The sequence below is a fragment of the Acinetobacter sp. NIPH1876 genome (assembly GCF_022808535.1).
Taxonomy (GTDB): Bacteria; Pseudomonadota; Gammaproteobacteria; order Pseudomonadales; family Moraxellaceae; genus Acinetobacter; species Acinetobacter higginsii.
The window spans coordinates 18,009-36,713 of sequence record NZ_JALGBR010000004.1 but is presented as its reverse complement, the minus strand read 5'-3'; the positions used below and the strand labels follow the sequence as shown (position 1 = coordinate 36,713).

At 40.3% G+C, this 18,705-nt stretch carries 18 protein-coding genes and 1 CRISPR repeat array; of the genes, 11 read left to right on the top strand and 7 right to left on the bottom strand.

Going from position 1 to position 18,705, the window contains the following annotated elements:
* Position 1: 1 nt before the first annotated feature.
* The 3 genes from MN869_RS05395 to MN869_RS05385 form a co-directional block, all read right to left on the bottom strand.
* Positions 2 to 976 (bottom strand): aliphatic sulfonate ABC transporter substrate-binding protein, encoded by a 975-nt coding sequence (locus MN869_RS05395; protein ID WP_004806432.1) that lies wholly within the window; start codon positions 974 to 976, stop codon positions 2 to 4.
* A gap of 194 nt (positions 977 to 1,170) precedes the next feature.
* The gene (locus MN869_RS05390) at positions 1,171 to 1,803 is read right to left on the bottom strand and encodes an FMN-binding negative transcriptional regulator (RefSeq protein ID WP_033132971.1); all 633 of its coding nucleotides are present in this window, start codon (positions 1,801 to 1,803) and stop codon (positions 1,171 to 1,173) included.
* Positions 1,804 to 1,818: 15 nt separating this feature from the next.
* Positions 1,819 to 2,877, bottom strand: coding sequence for an AraC family transcriptional regulator (locus MN869_RS05385; protein ID WP_033132970.1), 1,059 nt, complete (start codon positions 2,875 to 2,877; stop codon positions 1,819 to 1,821).
* Between the two features lie 143 nt (positions 2,878 to 3,020).
* Here MN869_RS05385 and MN869_RS05380 point away from each other — a divergent pair, with 143 nt between their 5' ends.
* Together MN869_RS05380 and MN869_RS05375 are read left to right on the top strand one after the other, a co-directional pair.
* The gene (locus MN869_RS05380) at positions 3,021 to 3,791 is read left to right on the top strand and encodes a 3-hydroxyacyl-CoA dehydrogenase (RefSeq protein ID WP_033132969.1); all 771 of its coding nucleotides are present in this window, start codon (positions 3,021 to 3,023) and stop codon (positions 3,789 to 3,791) included.
* 150 nt (positions 3,792 to 3,941) lie between these two features.
* Entirely contained in the window at positions 3,942 to 4,514 is a 573-nt protein-coding gene (locus tag MN869_RS05375) for a hypothetical protein (RefSeq protein ID WP_033132968.1), read from the top strand.
* A 12-nt stretch (positions 4,515 to 4,526) separates the two neighbouring features.
* On the opposite strand, the gene MN869_RS05370 is transcribed toward MN869_RS05375, so the two are convergent.
* Both MN869_RS05370 and MN869_RS05365 read right to left on the bottom strand, forming a co-directional pair.
* Complete coding sequence (locus MN869_RS05370; protein WP_004806443.1) at positions 4,527 to 5,102, bottom strand: flavin reductase family protein; 576 nt, start codon at positions 5,100 to 5,102, stop codon at positions 4,527 to 4,529.
* Between the two features lie 56 nt (positions 5,103 to 5,158).
* Positions 5,159 to 6,178 (bottom strand): AraC family transcriptional regulator, encoded by a 1,020-nt coding sequence (locus MN869_RS05365; RefSeq protein WP_033132967.1) that lies wholly within the window; start codon positions 6,176 to 6,178, stop codon positions 5,159 to 5,161.
* Between the two features lie 278 nt (positions 6,179 to 6,456).
* On the opposite strand from MN869_RS05365, the gene MN869_RS05360 reads away from it, so the two are divergent.
* The 8 genes from MN869_RS05360 (at position 6,457) to MN869_RS05325 (ending at position 13,786) form a co-directional block, all read left to right on the top strand.
* Positions 6,457 to 7,473 (top strand): triacylglycerol lipase, encoded by a 1,017-nt coding sequence (locus MN869_RS05360; RefSeq protein ID WP_033132966.1) that lies wholly within the window; start codon positions 6,457 to 6,459, stop codon positions 7,471 to 7,473.
* An 83-nt stretch (positions 7,474 to 7,556) separates the two neighbouring features.
* A complete protein-coding gene (locus tag MN869_RS05355) occupies positions 7,557 to 8,588 on the top strand; it encodes a lipase secretion chaperone (protein WP_033133000.1) in 1,032 nt (343 codons plus the stop codon).
* A gap of 499 nt (positions 8,589 to 9,087) precedes the next feature.
* A CRISPR array of direct repeats spans positions 9,088 to 9,416; the repeat unit is 28 nt; unit sequence TTTCTAAATGACGTATGCCGTCATGAAC.
* Between the two features lie 246 nt (positions 9,417 to 9,662).
* Complete coding sequence (locus MN869_RS05350; protein ID WP_033132999.1) at positions 9,663 to 10,436, top strand: HesA/MoeB/ThiF family protein; 774 nt, start codon at positions 9,663 to 9,665, stop codon at positions 10,434 to 10,436.
* Between the two features lie 56 nt (positions 10,437 to 10,492).
* Complete coding sequence (locus MN869_RS05345; RefSeq protein ID WP_004806458.1) at positions 10,493 to 11,791, top strand: AarF/UbiB family protein; 1,299 nt, start codon at positions 10,493 to 10,495, stop codon at positions 11,789 to 11,791.
* A gap of 26 nt (positions 11,792 to 11,817) precedes the next feature.
* Positions 11,818 to 12,198, top strand: coding sequence for a dihydroneopterin aldolase (folB, locus tag MN869_RS05340; protein WP_005313266.1), 381 nt, complete (start codon positions 11,818 to 11,820; stop codon positions 12,196 to 12,198).
* The gene (locus MN869_RS05335) at positions 12,155 to 12,589 is read left to right on the top strand and encodes a 2-amino-4-hydroxy-6-hydroxymethyldihydropteridine diphosphokinase (protein ID WP_033132964.1); all 435 of its coding nucleotides are present in this window, start codon (positions 12,155 to 12,157) and stop codon (positions 12,587 to 12,589) included. The genes folB and MN869_RS05335 overlap by 44 nt, the downstream gene beginning before the upstream one ends.
* A gap of 40 nt (positions 12,590 to 12,629) precedes the next feature.
* Positions 12,630 to 13,181, top strand: a complete 552-nt coding sequence (locus tag MN869_RS05330; RefSeq protein WP_005313269.1) for a DUF2799 domain-containing protein — start codon at positions 12,630 to 12,632, stop codon at positions 13,179 to 13,181.
* A gap of 140 nt (positions 13,182 to 13,321) precedes the next feature.
* The gene (locus MN869_RS05325) at positions 13,322 to 13,786 is read left to right on the top strand and encodes a hypothetical protein (protein WP_033132963.1); all 465 of its coding nucleotides are present in this window, start codon (positions 13,322 to 13,324) and stop codon (positions 13,784 to 13,786) included.
* Between the two features lie 59 nt (positions 13,787 to 13,845).
* Here the strand turns inward: MN869_RS05325 and coq7 are convergent, their stop codons facing one another.
* Together coq7 and MN869_RS05315 are read right to left on the bottom strand one after the other, a co-directional pair.
* On the bottom strand, positions 13,846 to 14,481 hold the full coding sequence (gene coq7, locus MN869_RS05320; RefSeq protein ID WP_005313273.1) for a 2-polyprenyl-3-methyl-6-methoxy-1,4-benzoquinone monooxygenase: 636 nt from the start codon (positions 14,479 to 14,481) through the stop codon (positions 13,846 to 13,848).
* Positions 14,482 to 14,484: 3 nt separating this feature from the next.
* Positions 14,485 to 15,804, bottom strand: a complete 1,320-nt coding sequence (locus MN869_RS05315) for an MFS transporter (protein WP_032858926.1) — start codon at positions 15,802 to 15,804, stop codon at positions 14,485 to 14,487.
* A gap of 162 nt (positions 15,805 to 15,966) precedes the next feature.
* On the opposite strand from MN869_RS05315, the gene MN869_RS05310 reads away from it, so the two are divergent.
* Complete coding sequence (locus MN869_RS05310; protein WP_033132962.1) at positions 15,967 to 18,681, top strand: autotransporter assembly complex family protein; 2,715 nt, start codon at positions 15,967 to 15,969, stop codon at positions 18,679 to 18,681.
* The last annotated feature ends 24 nt before the right edge of the window (positions 18,682 to 18,705 follow it).

Here is an 18,705-nt window from a genome sequence, read left to right as displayed (position 1 = left end):
ATTATTTCACAACTTTTTGAGCAAAGCGTGGATCAAGTAGCTGATCAATCACTTGATTGACATCAGTTCCTTTTCTAACCAAGTCTTCTTCTGTCAAGATTTTTCCTGATCGTTTCAGTGCTTGAGCTTGGGTAACTGAAGGAATGTTTTGGTCAAAGTTGGTACGGCTCAATTGTAATTGTGCCACTGGTAACGGGAGCTTAGCTTCACGTGCCAATAATGCTGCAACTTTATCTGGATTGGCTTTGGCCCATTTTCGTGCTTGTTCGTAGGCTTTAATTACCGCCTCAATCGCTTCTGGGCTTTGTTTACTAAACTCTTCTTTGACGTTCAAGACGCTATAACTATTAAACGCAACATTACGATAAAGCAATTTAGCCCCAGATTGGATTTGTGCAGATGCCATTAAGGGATCAAGTCCCGCCCATGCATCTACTTGACCGCGTTCTAATGCAGTTTTGCCGTCTGGGTGTTGTAAATGAACCAATTGAACATCACGTTTATTCAATCCGACTGTATCCAATGCCTGGAGCGTAAACAGGAAAGGATCTGTGCCTTTGGTTGCAGCAATTTTTTTGCCTTTGAGATCTTTTAAGTTTTTGATCGGTGAGTTTGCAGGAACAACCAATGCTGTCCATTCAGGTTGGCTTTGAATATAGACCGTCTTGATTGGGCTGCCATTTGCACGACTAAGCACTGCAGCCAAACCCGCGGTTGAAGCGAAATCAATACTATTGCTATTTAAATATTCTAGAGAACGGTTACTACCTTGGCTAAATACCCATTTAATTTCGGTATTGGGAAGGGCCTTTTCTAACAGTTTTTGATCTTTTACCACTAAGCTGGTTGGCGCATAGTAGGCATAGTCAAGTTTAAGTGTGGTGGGAATGGCAGCAAAACTGGAGGATATAAATACCGTAGAGAAGCCTAAAGCGAATAAAGTCTGAGAGAGAGGTAATTTAGAAAAGAAAGACATGAGATAAATCAGCGCCGTATAATGAAATATCAGCGATCTTTACATGGATCACAGCGCATCCCAACTGAGTTATTTTGATTTAGAAATCATGATAATAGATAAAAATCAAATTGGTCTCAAAACACTGTTTTTATTCACGAACAATGTTGATTATTACGTTGGGCTGCTATTGAAAATATCGTGATATCCTCAGCTTAATCTTCGATATATTGCTGTACTGCATTGGCTAAACGACTTTCACCTTGTTGTTGTAGTCCATCCACCACGCCCAGAGCATCTGGCTTTTCCCGATTTTGGCTGAGTTTATACTTTCCCGTGATCTGTGAGATCGGAATTTCGATCCCGACAATGCCTTGCAGTTCTTGAGCAATATAGTCATCTGGTGCCTCCGACATTTTCCAAGGCGTTGCTTGTTTGGCTTCATGGGTACGTGTCAGTCTGGCCAAGATGCCGCGTAGTGCTTTTTCATCATGTAAGAAATTGATGCTTCCTTTGACATGAACCACTTGATAGTTCCAGGTGGGTACATGTCGATGGTGTTGTTGCTTGCTAGGATACCAATTCGGTGAGATATAACCGTGTTCACCCTGAAAAATAATTAAAACCGCTGCGCCATTTTCAATTTGAGTGTGTAGTGGATTATTCTTGGCTATATGCGCAATCAGTGTCGCTGTTTGGCTGTGCTCATCACGCAATAAATGAAAGGGTAAATGATTGGCTTCTAAGCCTTCAGCACTATGACTTATCAGTGTGGCAAAAGGGTAGTCCTGAATCAGTCGGTATAATCTTTCAAGATCTGTTTCTTCAAATATTTCAGGCAAATACATTGCTTATTCCTTCGATTATTCTAAATGGCCCAAACGTTTCTTTTTATTGGGTGAAGACTTTCTATAGCTGCCCGGACTGACTCCCGTCCATTTTTTAAAGGCACGATGGAACGCACTTGGGTCATGGAAATGCAAATCATCACTGATGTTCTGGATTGAATCATTGCTTTTACTGAGTCGTTCAATGGCAATATCACAGCGGATATCATTTTTAAGCTGTTGATAGCTGACACCTTCTTGCTTAAGGCGACGTTGAATAGTTGCGGTTGACATATTTAGTTGCTGTGCAATCTCTTTCAGTTCATCCCATTGCGATGGTGGCTGTAGCAGCAGTTGACGGCGGATTTGCAAGCTTAACGAGTTCTCATTTTTAAAGCGTACAATCAGGTTATAAGGTGTATGTTTGAGAAAATCCTTGAGTGCTTGTTTATCTTTTTTGATTTTATGCTTGAGATAATGCGCGTCAAACTCGATTTGATTTTGCTCGGCATTAAATTGAATGTTCTCGCAAAACCGTACCCGATAATCTTGTATTTCCACAGGTGGATGACATCTAAAACTCATTTTTTGGAAACCAATGCGCTGATCACTCAACCAGCACATCAAACTATGCACCAACATTAAATAGGTTGAATAGGTAAACATCCGTTTCGGATGCTCACGATCATGCAAGATCAGATAGGCTTTACTGCCTTTTTGAATCAGTTCACCCCGAATATCATCCAGCACCAAACTTAAAAATTTTAAAATTTCTTGGATGGCTTGCTCCAGCGTTTCGGCATTAAAAGCTAATTTTGCTAATAGGCTATAACTGCCTCGGCGCATGGGATGAGTATCCATACCAAGAAATTCATCATTCATACTTTCTGCAACTTCGACCCATAACTGCGCACATTGGGTCACAGGCACTCGCGCCTTGGAGGAAGTCAATAGTTCAGCTGAAATACCTGCGCGATTGGCGATATTGACAATATTCAACCCACGACTTGCAGCAACACTTAATGCTTCACGGATTAAAGCATTTGAAATGGTGTCCTTAGCCGAATTAAGATCGAGGTTGAGGTTTTTGTTCATATATCAATAAAATACAGGAGAAGAATGAAATCGAATGCTCAAAAGCCGCAGCAAATTTGCTACTTTTTGAAATTGTATCGGAAAAAACTTGCCTTTAGGCTTAGTTATAAAAATTTATATCTTTAATTTGATAGGAAACGTAAATGAAAATTCAGGGAAAACATTTTGTTATTACAGGTGGCGGTTCAGGCCTAGGCGCAGCAACAGCGGAATATCTAGTTGAAAAGGGGGCTTCCGTCACTTTGGTTGATATGAATATCGAAGCTGGGGAGCAACAAGCGCAGACTTTGGGTGCAGCAGCAGAATTTGTAAAACTGGATGTGACCGATGAAGCGGCAGCAGAACAGTTCTTTAAAGATGTATTGGCGAAACATGGCAGCGTTTATGGTTTGATCAACTGTGCCGGCATTGGTCCATCTGCAAAAGTCGTCGGTAAAGAAGGCGTACATGATTTGGCGATGTTCTCTAAAACCTTGCATATCAACGTGACAGGTACATTCAATATGTTGCGTTTCGCAGCGGAGGCCATGAGCAAAAATACTGTTGCTGAAGGCGATGAAGATCGAGGCGTGATTGTGAATACAGCGTCAGTGGCTGCCTTTGATGGTCAGATTGGACAAGCGGCTTATTCAGCATCAAAAGGTGCTGTGGTGGCGATGACTTTACCGATAGCACGAGAGTTAGCACGGCATGGTATTCGTGTCATGACCATTGCTCCAGGGATTATGGAAACGCCAATGTTGAAAGGCTTGCCTCAAAATGTACAAGACGCCTTAGGACAAATGGTGCCTTATCCATCACGTTTAGGTCGCCCAGAAGAGTTCGCGCGTTTAGTGGCGCATATTGCTGAAAACTCCTATTTGAATGGTGAAGTGATCCGTTTGGATGGAGCAATCCGTATGGCAGCCAAGTAAGTTTTACTTTAATTCGAAGATTATGCTCTGATTTTGTTTAAAACCGTTGTGGATCTCACAGCGGTTTTTACTTTGTTATTTGATATTGTGTCCGAATCGATTTCGTTTTAAGGTCGAATCAGAATATTGATTTGGATGATAATAACAACGATGAAAGCACTGATCTTTTTATCTGCAGCAATGACTGTGTCTTTAGCAGGTTGTGTGGGCAATATGAACCCGACGGGTGGCAACTCAAGACCGAATTATCCTTACTATGTGACACAGCAACCGATGCTGGTTAAAAAAATTCATGTTCCAGCAGGAACGACCTTGGTCTATAAGGAACAGTACTTCAAACAAGGCAAACAAGACCAGATGATGTCAGAAAATAAACTGACCGATATTCGATTGCCGATTGGTCAAAGCATTGATTGGGGTGGTGTGCCGGTCACCATGATTTCGCAGTTTTTTAATTCAGCTATGCGTGGTTATTCTGTCCATGCAAATTTTAAAAAACTAGATGCAGCTAAGCGAACCAGATTTTCTCAGTTATGGCAGAGTTGTGATGATGAGCTAGGCATCAGCATTAAGGACAGAAAGGATTGGTCATTTAATAAAGCCAATATTGCGGATGTTGAAAGCTGTAGTACCAACTATCAACGTTACTTTAAAAATGACCAAGAACAGCAGCAGTTCTTGGATCTTATGTATCGGGAATTGATGAAAATCAATGGTCAATAAAAGAGGCAAAGATTATTTGGCCTTAACTTCATCCCCAATCAGATAAAATGTACCGCCTGCAATGTAATGCAGGCTGCGCAACGCTTTACTGGCCTCTTGAAAGTGCCAATGTCCATCGCGGAATACCCGTGAATCAGCCCAAGCACCCACCACCGAGCCGATAAATAAATCATGCGCTTGTTGATTGTGTGGTTCTGGAATCACTTTACAGACCAGCCAAGCCAGACTACCTGCTACCAGTGGGACAGGAAAATCATCTTGGTAAAACAATTCAGTTTTGCATTCTTCTAACTTGCTTGGATGATCAAACTGGCTAATGCTTCCGAGTTGATGCACCATATCAATTTGCGCATAGCAGGGCACTTGTAAGGCAAAATAACCACTTTGCTCAACCAATTGGCGAGTCTTGGTACTTTTATCTAAGACCACTGTGACTTTGGCTGGAGTAAGTTCCAATGCACAAGCCCAAGCTGCGGCCATGACATTGCGTTCTTGCCCATACTGAGCAGAAACCAAAACTGTCGGGCCATGATTGAGCAGGCGATAGGCTTTAGAAAGTTCAACAGCGGTAATTTCTGACTGACTCATATAACATCCACAAGGTTGAGACATCGCTCCATTGTTACATAAACTTCAGCAAAACTTTATTCAATTTCCCAACGTTTATAGGCACGATTAAAACTTGAAAGAGAGGAATACCCCAGCTTTTTAGCCAGCTCATCTTTGGTTATAAACGGATTCAGCATCAGTTTCTTGGCTTTCTCCTTTCGGACTTCATCATACAAAGTTTGAAAGCTGATCATTTTTTCTTGCAACATCCGTTGTAGGGTTCTTTTGGTCAGGTTTAGCTTTTGAGCAACTTGATCAATACTTAGTAAGCCTTCTGTTTTATCATCAATTAGATATTTGACTCGTTGTAAAATATCTTGGGTTGTAAGTAGTTCATCCAATTCTTTTTGGCACAGTAATTTAAATTTTTCTGCGGTGAGCGGATCGGCCATACTGAGTGGCGCCTCTAGAAAAGCTGCGGCGGCAATTAAGCGGGTATAAGGCTGTTCATAACGTATTTCTGCGAAAGTTGATGTCAAAATGTCAGTAAAACGAGAAAAATAATCAGGATATTTACATTGTAGATCAACACTTGGTTTGAAATCTGGAATAAAGAAACGGACTAAATGCACAAAACCGGTCAGAAAGAAAATACAGCTAAATTCGTAGGCTTGTGTATCCGATTCATCATTAAAATTTAGTAAGGAACGATCATAGGCAATGTTGTAATAGGCGAGCTCATTTTCAACTTTAAAATTTAATTCGACAAATGAACATTGCAAGCTGACAAATTGATTAATGGTTTCAATCGCTTCTAAGGCATTTTTTGAAATGGCAACGGTGAAACCGAGTAAGCCATGCGAACTGATTTTTAATTGTGTACCTGCATAAAAACCGATGCCTTGTTCTTGTGTTAACTCAATGGTTCGGGCAATCACTTTTTTAAAAGCATTCAGACTGATCTTATCATTGAGATCAGATAGTTTTTCGATTTCAACACCAGTGCCCCAAAATAAGGTTTCAGCTGAAATATTCCATCGTGATACCACCTCACTCAGTAGGTGTGCATAAGAGCTGCTAATAAAATGCTGATTATGAAGACGGGGAATACTCATAGTGCGAAGTAAATTCCATTTTAAAGCTGATCCAATTCATTCTGAAATTAAAGCAGAGTGATGGATTTGAAAATGTACATTCATCGGAATTTTTTCAATCCAGCGTAATTTTGGCACGAATTGTTATGATTTTGGCACAGTTTGTTTTAGTCTAAAAATCACACAATATTTCGAAGGAGTATAATTTCTGCCAGTCGTTTGTATGCTCGGAATGATTCCAGATACGAAGAAAAAGACTAAATCGTTGTAATAAAAATGAAAAATGCTAGGAGCAAAACGTGAAGAAAAAATATTTAAATGTCATGACGCTAATGGCGGGCATATTGGTGAGTAGTGGATCTGTGGTACATGCAGGTTTGTTCGATTTTTTTGCACCAAAAGCATCATGGCAAAACTGTAATGTGAACTCTTGTTCAGTCGGCGGTAGCACCAGTGTTACATCAAGCTATGCAAAAACCAAGTATCCAATTCTACTTGCGCACGGGATGGCAGGCTTCTCTGCTGTTGGCCCTTTGCAATATTGGAATGGCATTACTGAGGACTTGGTGGGTAATGGTGCGAATGTCTTTGTTGCACAGCAAGCTTCTTTTAATTCATCGGAGGTACGCGGCGAGCAATTATTGCTACAGGCGAAACAAGTATTAGCGATTACAGGTGCGGAGAAAATTAACTTAATTGGCCATAGTCATGGCTCTCAATCGGTTCGTTATGTCGCAAGTTTGTTACCTAACAAAGTTGCTTCAGTCACAGCAGTGGGTGGTCCAACCAAAGGCTCAGATGTTGCAGATGTGGTTGACTCAGTGGTTAAATCACCTGTGGGCCCAGCACTTGCACCGATTATTGCGGCAGGGGTGAATGCCTTCTTCTCGTTGGTGGGGATTGGTTCAGGACATTATTATGATCAAGATGCACTGGCGGGCTTAAATTCATTAACCACTAGCGGTTCAGCAAACTTTAACCAACGTTTTCCAGCAGGTGTACCAACCACAGCTTGTGGTTCAGGAACAGAACTGGTCAATGGTGTACGTTATTATTCATGGAGTGGAACCAGTCCATTTACCAATGCTTTAGACCCGATGGATTATGCATTAACAGCAACTTCTTTACTGATTTCTGGTGAAAATGATGGTTTAGTGCCACGTTGTTCGAGTCATTTGGGCACCGTGATTCGTGACAATTATGCATTTAACCATTTGGATGAAGTGAATCAGATTCTCGGTTTAGTTGGATTCTTACAGAACCCAGTAACACCTTATCGTACTCAAGCAAATCGCTTAAAAAATCAAGGTTTATAATTCATTTACCAAAGGAGCAATCCGTTGCTCCTTTGGTTTTAACGGTTCAAACAAAGAAAGAATGATAAATAGAGCAAGGGATGATGAACGGTAAATTTTTGAATAATAAAACCATCAGTATAGTTTTAATCGTATGTTTATTGCTCTTGTTGGCTTTAATCTATTGGATATTTAAACCAGATCCTCAAAATACCCAGCAAGCACCAAATCAGCAGGCTCAATCACAGGTCTCCGAAAATGGCTTAGAGGTGAGTGCGCAAAATAATTTAAAAGGCAAAATGCCTGAATTGGCATCTTCATTGCGAGGCACCGAAATTGACTGTCCGATTCAGGTCGATGCCAATGGTAAATTGATTTTAACCGTTGGAATTCGCAGTTGTTTTGATTATTTCTTTTCCAGTTTAGGTGAAAAAACTGAAACGGAATTGATTGCCGATATTCGACAGTATCTCAGTGCGACTTTACCTGACACGGCTTCAAGTTATGCCAGTTATCTGCTAGATCAATATGTTGCTTATACTCACGCCTTGAAAAATATAAAACCGACGGGCAATTTTAAAACTGGTGATATTGATGGCTATCAAAAAGTAATTGAGCAGATGTACAAAGTACAACAGCAATTTTTTAATGCGGCTGAGATCAATGCTTTATTTGGCAATGAACGTAATTTGAACCAGTTCAATATTGATCAAATGCGTATTCATGCCAATAAAACCCTGACCGCTCAGCAAAAGGCGACTGAGTTGGCGAAATTGATTGATCAACTTCCAACAACTTTGGCTGATGGTGTTCGGGTTTCAATGCAATTTGCTGAATTGCAGCAACTGACTCAAGAGGTACGGGAAAAAGGTGGTTCCGCACAAGAGCTGCGCAATATGCGTGAAAGTCTATTAGGGCCTGAAGCGGCTGATCGTTTGGAAAAGGTTGATCAAGAAGAAGCTGGATGGCAAACGCAGGTGAATGGATATTTGGCAGCACGTGACCAAATTTTAAAAAGTGATGCGAGTGATGCCAGTAAACAACAGTCGATTAATCAGTTACGCAATCAATCATTTGGAACTAAAGAAGATCTATTGAGAGCGCAGTCATATGAAATGATGCATGATCGGAAGTAGAGTCAAAGTAATAGATGGAAATATAATCGGTAATCATTTTATTAGGCAAAGTTGAATATGTATGTGGCTGATTATATCGGTTTAGAATTAATCCAAGATATGACAGATAAGAGTTTGCCTCAGTCTGAAGTCATGGTTAGGGGAAAAAAGACAGGGGTTATGGTTGAGGGTAAAGTGTTAGAAGGTGTGGTCTGTGTATATTCGCACTGCTATCTTCTTTTCCTTAGCCATGATTGTATCTTTGAGGAAACTTTAACTTTGGCCTTAGTCGATCTGGATAAAAATATATTGTTGGAGTCATTATGGATAGGACTGGCTTATCAGACAGATATCTTTACTGGCCCGAGAATATGCAATGATAAAATCTTATTTGAATTTTTAGCCGAAAAAACATGGGTTCTTCAAGTATTACAAACAGCCAGACTTCGATTTCCTATTTCTTTAAATGCTGTGATACATCGTGGTTTTCAGTTTAAATCTTATTTCAAGTTAGAACATTAATTTATGTGACGTATGTCGTCATGAACAACCACTGCCAGAGCACGTTCTTCATTTCATGTTTCTAAATGACGTATGCCGTCATGAACAACCATTCAGGAAGATATGTTGAGTGGCCAAATTTCTAAATGACGTATGCCGTCATGAACGCCCTAATTGCGCTTTGAGCATCAAATCGATATTTCTAAATGACGTATGCCGTCATGAACTCAAAAGTGGGATTTTACAATGGTCTTGACTAATTTCTAAATGACGTATGCCGTCATGAACTATCAGCGCGGTTCGGTGATGCCGTCCCGTCTTTTCTAAATGACGTATGCCGTCATGAACTATAAAATAATGAAAATAATATAAGCTAAAACATCAGGTTATATCCAAAAAGGCAGAAATACCCAAAGTTTTTAACTGATATAGTAACTTATTGATTTTATTAAGCTGTTAAAGAGTAAGAAAAATATTGGGGTAAAAATAGCTTTTTGTCAAAAGAAAACCATGTTCGTTCCAATTTATTACTTTCCTCTAAGCATACATCGACTTAAAATCAGCATTACCTTTGATGATAAAGAAGCAAGTCACGTGTCAGACCATTTAGAAAACGAATTTGAGCTAAGCAATGAGGAAATGCATCTCTATAGTCGTCAGATTTTATTAGATGGTTGGGATATCGAAGCACAAGAAAAACTCAAACTCGCGAATGTGCTGATTATCGGAGCAGGTGGGATAGGTTGTACCAGTGCCGAGCTATTGGCACGCGCAGGTGTGGGCAAGATTACCATTGTCGATGCCGATACCATTGAAATAAGTAATCTACAAAGACAAATCGCATTTACAGCAAATGATTTAGGTCGGTACAAAGCCGAAATATTGGCTAAACATCTACAAGACATTAATCCGCATATACAGGTCAGCTATCAAAATATACGATTTGATGAAACGAATGCTGATGAACTCGTACAGCATCAAGATGTAGTCTTAGATGGTTGTGATAATTTTACAACCCGTTATCTGGTCAATGCGGTGTGTAAAAAACATCAAGTCCCACTGATCAGTGCGTCAGCCATTGGTTTTGAAGGGCAGATGTTTATGGTGGAATCGGATTCAGCCTGTTATGAATGTTTGTTTCCGAAAGAAGAGCATGCCAATGAAGGGCTACGCTGTGCAGAGTCAGGCGTATTGGCAACCACACCTGTAATGATAGCGTCATTACAAGCACATCACACTTTGCTGTTTTTAGGCTTGGGTTTGACCCCACTTAAGCAAAAATTGTTGCTTTGGAACGGCTTAAATCTATCGCAACGCATTCTTAAATTTGAAAAAGATGTAAATTGTCCAGTTTGTCAGGCAACTTGATCGGTAAATTGAGCAAAATTTGCTAAACTAATGCCATCTGTGAGGCAAGAAAGATTATGAAAAGAAATATTTTATTCGATGGATTACGATCTGTTGCACGTATTGGTGAAACAGTGGTGGTTGCAGCACAAGCAGGTGTGAAATATGCAACTGAAAAACCAAGTAACGCCAAACTTATGCGTGAGACCTTTGAATCGCTTGGTTCGACTTATATCAAACTGGGGCAATTTATTGCCAGTACGCCGTCTTTATTTCCCCGCGAATATGTTCAGGAATTCCAAGGCTGTTTAGATCAAACCCCGACTTTACCATTTAGCTATATTCAAAAAGTATTGGCCGAGGAATTTGAAGGCCGCAATCTCAATGAAATTTTCAGTTTTATTGATGAAAAACCTTTGGCTTCAGCCTCAATAGCACAAGTCCATGCCGCTCGACTAGTCACGGGTGAAGATGTGGTGTTAAAGGTTCAAAAACCTGGTGTCGAAACCATTTTATATACCGACTTAAATGTAGTGCATTGGGCGACAAAACTTTTAGAAAAAGCTGTACCAAAAATCAAGTTTGCATCGCTTTCTGAAATCGTAGATGAGATCAAAACACGTATGGTTCGTGAAGTCGATTTTATTGAAGAAGCTCAGAACCTAGATGACTTTATTCAGTACTTGAATGTGTCTGGTAATCAAGCGGCAACTGCGCCAAAAGTTTATCACCAGTTTTCGACTCGCCGTGTGCTCACTATGCAGCGTTTGTATGGTGTGTCATTGACTGACTTTGATGTGGTGAAACAATATGCCAAAGACCCAACACAGGTCTTGATTACTGCGATGAATACTTGGTTTGGCAGTTTAATGTTATGTAAGAGCTTCCATGCGGATTTACATGCAGGCAACCTGATGTTGCTTGAAGATGGCCGTATTGGTTTTATTGATTTCGGTATTGTTGGACAGCTAAATCCTGAAGTATGGACGGCATGTATGGCGTTTATGGATGCTTTACAGCATACCAATTACAACGCAATGGCTGAAAACATGCTGAAAATGGGCATGACTCATCAGAAAATTGATACCCAAGTCTTGGCTGATGATTTAGAGCGCTTATTTAGTGGTGTGTTATTGGCAGATCCGCAAGAAATTCTCAGTTCCAATCCTGCAGATTTGAATGACATCATGATGGATATGGTGGCTGTCGGTGAGCGTCACGGTATCAAATTCCCGCGTGACTTCGCCTTGTTATTTAAGCAAATGCTATATTTTGATCGTTTCATGCGTGTTCTCGCACCATATACCGATATTTATGCTGACCAACGTTTAAAAATGGTTCACAATATTGAACCTGCTTCGTTTTTAAAGCATTAATTTATTTATCGGTTCATTAGGTCATTATGGATGCCATTATAATTGAAGGGTTGAAGGTTGATACTGTGGTTGGCTGTTTCAATTGGGAACGCCAGATTATTCAACCTTTAATGCTAGATCTCACCATTCATAATGATCTATCACACGCTGCCCATTCGGATGAGCTAGAAGATACGCTCAACTATGCGCAGCTTTGTGAGCTTGCAGCCCAAGTTATACAAGAGGCGAAACCGAAACTGATTGAGCACGCTGCACAATTGGTACTTGAATGTCTATTTAGGACTTTCCCCTCGATCGAATCGATCAGTATCACCATTCGCAAACCCGCCATCATTGCACAAGCCAATGCAGTAGGAATTCGCCTTGAACGCAACAGAAACAATTTTTGCGCTCGCACTGGCGAGTAATGTCCAGCAGCAACAAAATTTCACTTTTGCCTATGAGCAGCTCGCAAGTTTGGGTACAGTGGAATTTTCTCCGATTTATGAAATTCCATGTCGAGACGGGATTGGGGCTGATTATTGGAATTCTGCCTGCCTATTAAATAGTCGCCTTTGTGTCGATGAAGTGACAGAAATCCTTAAACAATTAGAAATGCAGTCTGGTCGAGTTCGCCCGTCACATCACATCAGTTTGGATATTGATGTGATTGCGTGGGGTGAAACTTTAGATCATATGCAATTTAATCCCAAAAAGTTACCATTGGCTTTGGATGTAAAAATTCCTTTATATGATTTATGGCAGCATGCAGATTTAGCCTATCTTCAAAGCATACATTATCCTGTCATTACAATGTAATACTTTGATAAAGTAACACTATAATAATAGGAAGTTTTTTATGAAACTTATTTTAATTTTATCGACTTTAACGGTTTTACTTTCGGGTTGTGCGGCCATGAGTGTCGAGCAATGCAAAACAGCAAATTGGTTTAATGTGGGCGAAAGAGATGGCTCCGATGGGCATGAATCCCGTTTAGATAAATACTATTCTTCCTGTCAAAAAGCCAATATTGTGCCCAATCAAAAGCTATATGAACAAGGCTATCAAAAAGGTCTAGGCTATTATTGCCGACCCGAAATTATCTTTAGTGAAGCGCTCGAAGGTCGTGGCGATATTCGTGTTTGTCCAATCGAAAAACGTGAATCCTTGCGCAGTTACTACCAAGTTGCCAATGAATATTATCAAGCAGATTCAGAGTTTAATCGCTCCCAAAATGATATGAACCGTTATTTGAAAGAGCTAGAACGAAAAGATCTCTCAAGCAAAGTTCGGGATGATTATCAAAAACGTTTATATGATCTACGTATCAATAGTAGTTGGGTACAGTCACGTTATCATCAGGCTGTCAGAGATCTAGAACGCTTTAAGGCCGAACATGGTTTGTATTAAGCAGTGATGTTTGAGTGATGATTTAAAAATCCATGGCTAAGCCCATGGATTTTTGTTTGTGACGAAACACACTTGAGTTACATACGCATGTATACAGGGATGGTTAAATAGATAACAAGCGAATAATGAAGGAATTATTTATGCAAGCCAAGTTACTTATTGCTCTAGGGATTATCCTCTGTGGCAGCATGAACTCAGCCTATGCAATTGATGCCAAATATCGACAACAATTAGAACAATCGGGTTGTACCCAAGTCAGTGAAGCACAGGGTTGTGATATTAGCAAAAGCAAAGAAGAAAATAGCAAGGCGGGATTTGTCGAGCAGACGGTAGAGGTATCAAGCCCGAGTGCATCAGCAACAACGCAGCAACCACAGTGGATTGCTGAGAGATCGGATGGTTCAATATTGGCTCTGATTAAAATTGATCAACAGCAGCGGGTTTGGGTGAATGACACACGTGTTATTGCAGTAAAGAAGAATGATCAGCTAAGTTTTAGACAAGGTAAAATCGACTACACGATTTTTACAGATTTAGACAAGCAGTCGCAGAGCTTTTGGAATGACCGTTATTCAACTGATAAAGGTAAAATTGTATTTCGTTAATTTTGATCGTGTCAGTTAAAAGAAAAGGGAATTACCTCGTAATAATTCCCTTGGATAACTTAAAGATAATAACTGGTTTTAGTCATGAGTTTTGAAATGGCAGTCATGGTAATCCGTACAGGTGCTGGTAAGTCCACACCACCTGCTTCTAAGGCGGTATCGCGATGATGCAATTCATCTTCATTCATCTGGACTAAAATTTTACGTGAACGTTCATCATGTGCAGGAAGTTGTTGAATGTGTTCCTGTAAGTGTTGGCTAACTTGACGTTCAGTTTCTGCCACAAACCCCAAACTATATTTGTCGCCTGCAATTCCTGCAATTGCCCCCATACCATAAGACAGGCCATACCAAATTGGATTTAATACACTGGTGTGGCTATCTAATTCTTTTAAGCGATCTTCACACCAAGCCAAATGGTCTTGTTCTTCAATCGCGGCTTGCTGCATTTCTTCACGGACATGCGGTAGTTTTGCTGTTAATGCCTGACCGTGGTAAAGCGCTTGAGCACAGACTTCACCACTATGATTAACTCGCATCAAGCCTGCAACATGACGGGCATCACTGACACAAAGTTGTGATGGTTCATCACTGGCGGGATTCGTCCGTTGTGCACTGGTCGCGCCTGGTACCAAACTACGTAAGGCTTGATCAAAAGAATGAATTACTTTATCGAGACCTGTGTAATGACGCATAGATTAATCCTCTAAAGTATTGGGAGCATTTTCCAATAAAGGTTTTAGGCGTTTTAATAACCAAAATGAAAAAATTGCACTTAAAACAGCGGTAATGGTAAATAAGATTTTAATATCAATTTTTAAAATGCTTAAGATTAAAATTGAAAAAATTGCGGAAGAGACCATAAATACAGCATTTAAAATATTATTTGCTGCCACAACTCGTGCTCGATGTGAGCGTGGTGAATAGGCCTGCATCATGGCATAGAGTGGCACAATATAAAATCCACCACTAATGCCCAGTAAAGTCACTGCCAACATCACATGATAATAGACTGCACCGAGCGTAAACATATCTTTTAAGCTGAGTAAGTCACCCGTACGCTCAGGCACAAAGGCTAGACTTGCTGCCAGATATAGCGCGAAAACGGTTAAACCAATTGCGCCATAGGGCACCATCTTAATATTAATGTCTGACCCACCAATTTTTCGGCAAAGTAAAGAACCGACACCAATACCGACCGAGAAAAAGGTGAGTAATAGGCTCACCACATTTTCCGAAGCATGCAGGTTTTGTTGAGTTAGTTGCGGAATCTGGGTTAGGTAGGTTGCGCCATAGAACCAATACCAAGAGTTACCCAACAAAATTACAAATACGACAGGGATGCTTTTGGCATATTTAATGGTTTGAAAACTGGTACGAATAAAGTTCCAGTCAATTTTTAAATCAGGTGCGGCGACTTTCTGTGGGAGAATAAATCGACTGCATAAATAGCCTAAGCAAGCAATTGTAACGACGGTGAGACTAATCCAGAGTAAATTACCTTCAGACGTGGCAATCACGGCACCACCTAAAATCATCCCCAGTAAAATCGCAATCGATGTACCTGACTGAAACAAGGCATTGCCTGACATGAGTTCTTGTGGTTTTAGTATTTCAGGCAAAATCGCATATTTGATTGGGCCAAAACAGGTGGAATGAGTGCCCATTAAAAACAAGGCAAACAGCAGTAACCACAAGTTTCCAAGCAGGAAGCCAGCAGTACCAATTAACATGATCACGATTTCTAATATTTTAATGAAGCGAATTAGTTGCGAGCGTTCGTATTTATCTGCAATTTGACCAGCAGTCGCTGAAAAGAAAAAGTAGGGCAAAATAAATAATAAGGCAGCTAAATTATTGAGGGTACTGACAGGGGCACTTTGTTGTTGAATCCAGCCATAGGTAATAACTAACAGCAGCGCTTGCTTATAAACATTATCATTAAGTGCGCCAAAGAACTGAGTGAAAAACATCGGGGCGAACCGACGCGAAGTCATTAAGTGCTCGTCTTGTTTCATCGTGTGTTCACTTCATTGTGATTTATAAAAAAATGTGACGAACTGTAAAAATGTGATGAAATGCATGTATGATACCTATGTCTGATTGGATGAAAAATCAAAGATTTGAAGTTATTTCACCCATCAAAAACGATAAATTAAAAAACAAATTTAGAGTTTTACATGTCATCTAAAACGAAGTTTAAACAGTCGACACTGGTTCATTCTATGCATTTAATTTTTAAAATGCAGGGTTTTCCTAAACTTATTTGTAGTGGTTTCTTAATTAGTTCTTGTATATCAGTTGCTTATGCTCAAGAACAAAATTCAACTGTGCCTGAAAATCAGGCAGCTGAACAGACGGAACAACCGGTCGAATTAGCCGTTGCAGCGGCAGCGCCAACGGTTCCAGCAATCAATCTTGCTGATCAAGGGGTATTGCCTGGGCAAGACAGTTTGGCTGCATTAAAAGAACAAGAACAATCCACTAACCAAATTAACGAATTGAAACCGATTCAGTTGGATGACAATTTAGAAAATTTGCCTGTGATTCCAGTGGATCAAGGTATGGCAAATGAAATCTTCCGTGTTGCTGAAGATGCGAAAAATGAAGCACAAGCATATCGCGAAAATACGGCAAGAAATCCTGAACCTATCATTGCTGATGCATCACAGACGGAGCTGACTGAAATCAAGCAAGCGCCGCTGAATATTGACCAATTGATGGGTGAGATTCAAGCAGACAGTAAAATTGTGGTTGAGGCCAATGAAACAGGTAAAACATTAGCTGATTTGCAGCCTAAGTCTGATCAACCACAGGAAAAAGTTGGATTCTTTAAGCGAATTGTAAATCGCTTCCGACCAGAAAACTTATTAAATACCGATAAAATTCCACGTATTACAGCGGATGTGAGCGGTGCACCGCCTATTCTTGCCCTCAATATTAAGGCAAAGCTCTCAAGTTTTACTCAAGAATCATTTGAGGAATTTAATGTCGCTTTACCACAACTTCGTGCACTCACTAATCAGGCAGCACAGGCAGTCGGTTATTACAATGCAACTTATACTTTTGTAAAAGAGAGCGACAGCAAAGTTAAGGTGATTGTGGTTCCAAATGAACCCGTTAAAATTAAAGAACAAAATATTGAATTCACTGGTGCAGGCGCCAATACACCACAATTCCAAGTGATTCGCTTAATTCCAGAGCAAGATGTAGGCGATATTTTTAATCATGGTTCATATGAAGCAACCAAAACTAAAATCACCACGGTGGCTTCAGACAATGGTTATTTTGATGCATTTTGGCGATTGCATGATGTCAAAATTAGTCAGCCTGAAAAAACGGCCGAGATTAATTTAAATTATGAAACAGGTGAGCGTTATAAATTAAAGCAAGTTGAATATCGGATGAGTGATCCGAGCAAGCCTTTGCCACTCACTCAGAAGGTTTTAGATAGTTTGGCACCATGGAAAGAAGGTGATGATTATGCCTTCTGGCGTGTCAATGCATTGGCGAACAACTTAACCAACTCGCGTTATTTTAACTATACCTTGGTTGATACGATCAAGCCGGATGCCATTCAACCGCCTCTTGATTTACCACCTGACTTGCAAGCTTTGGTTGATCAGCAACGTGTGCAAGAATCACAATTGATGAGCAGTCAACAAAAAGCAGATATTGCGCGTGCAAAAATTACCTCTGCGCAAGAAGTGACGCAGGATGTCGTGGATGAATCGCAATTTTCAGGTGCTGAACCTGCACAACCTGCTTTGGCTCGTTCAATGCCAATGCCGCCTGTACATGATGATGACGATGAAGAACGTCAAAAACTCGAAGAGCAAGCACGGGTAGAACGCAAAATTCCTGTCGTGGTGACGCTGAATGCCGACCGTTTAAATAGTCTTGAAACAGGTATTGGTTATGGGACAGATACGGGTGCACGTATTCGTACTCAGTACCGCCGTGCCATCGTCAATAAATATGGGCATTCTTTCGATGCCAACGTTGAGGTTTCAGAAATCCGTCAATCGATTGATGGTCGTTATAGCATTCCTTATAAGCATCCATTAAATGACTACTTTAACCTTGTCGGCGGTTATGAACGTGAAACCCGTGACGATATTGGTCCAGATGTCAACTTATTGGTTGAATCAGCGGTACTGGGTGGTGAGCGTGTAATTAAGAATCCATTGGGTGATTGGCAACATACTTTTGGTTTACGTTATCGTTTAGACCGCCTCACCAAAAAAGGTGATGTCAATGTTGATGAATTACCTGATGCTTTTAAAGTTTCAGGAATTGATTCTGAGCAAGAATCTTTGCTATTGGGTTATGAAGCATCAAAAACCAATACCAATACCCGTTTAAATCCAACCCGTGGATTTAAACAGACTTATAAAGTCGAATTGGGGACTGAATCTTTACTCTCCGATGCCAATATGGCAATTGTAAGTGCAGGTTGGCGCTTCATCTATTCCTTGGGTGAAAATGACAATCATCAATTTGTCGGTCGTGGCGATGCAAGTTATATTTTCACCGATGACTTTAATAAAGTTCCTTATAACTTGCGCTTCTTTACTGGTGGTGATCAGTCTTTGCGTGGTTTCGACTATAAGAGCTTATCACCTGAAGAAAACGGCTATAAGATAGGTGGTCAAGCCTTAGGGGTTGGCTCTATAGAATATAATTATCAATTTAAAGATGGCTGGCGTGCTGCTGTGTTCTCGGACTTCGGTAACGCGTATGACAAACAATTTAGCAACCCAACAGAATATAGTGTGGGTGTAGGTATCCGCTGGAGATCACCAATTGGACCAATTCGATTAGATATCGCATCTGGTATTTCTAATGATAACAATCCAATTCGATTGCATTTCTTTATTGGTCCACAGCTTTAAAACTTTTTAGCCCTGTGTTTGATC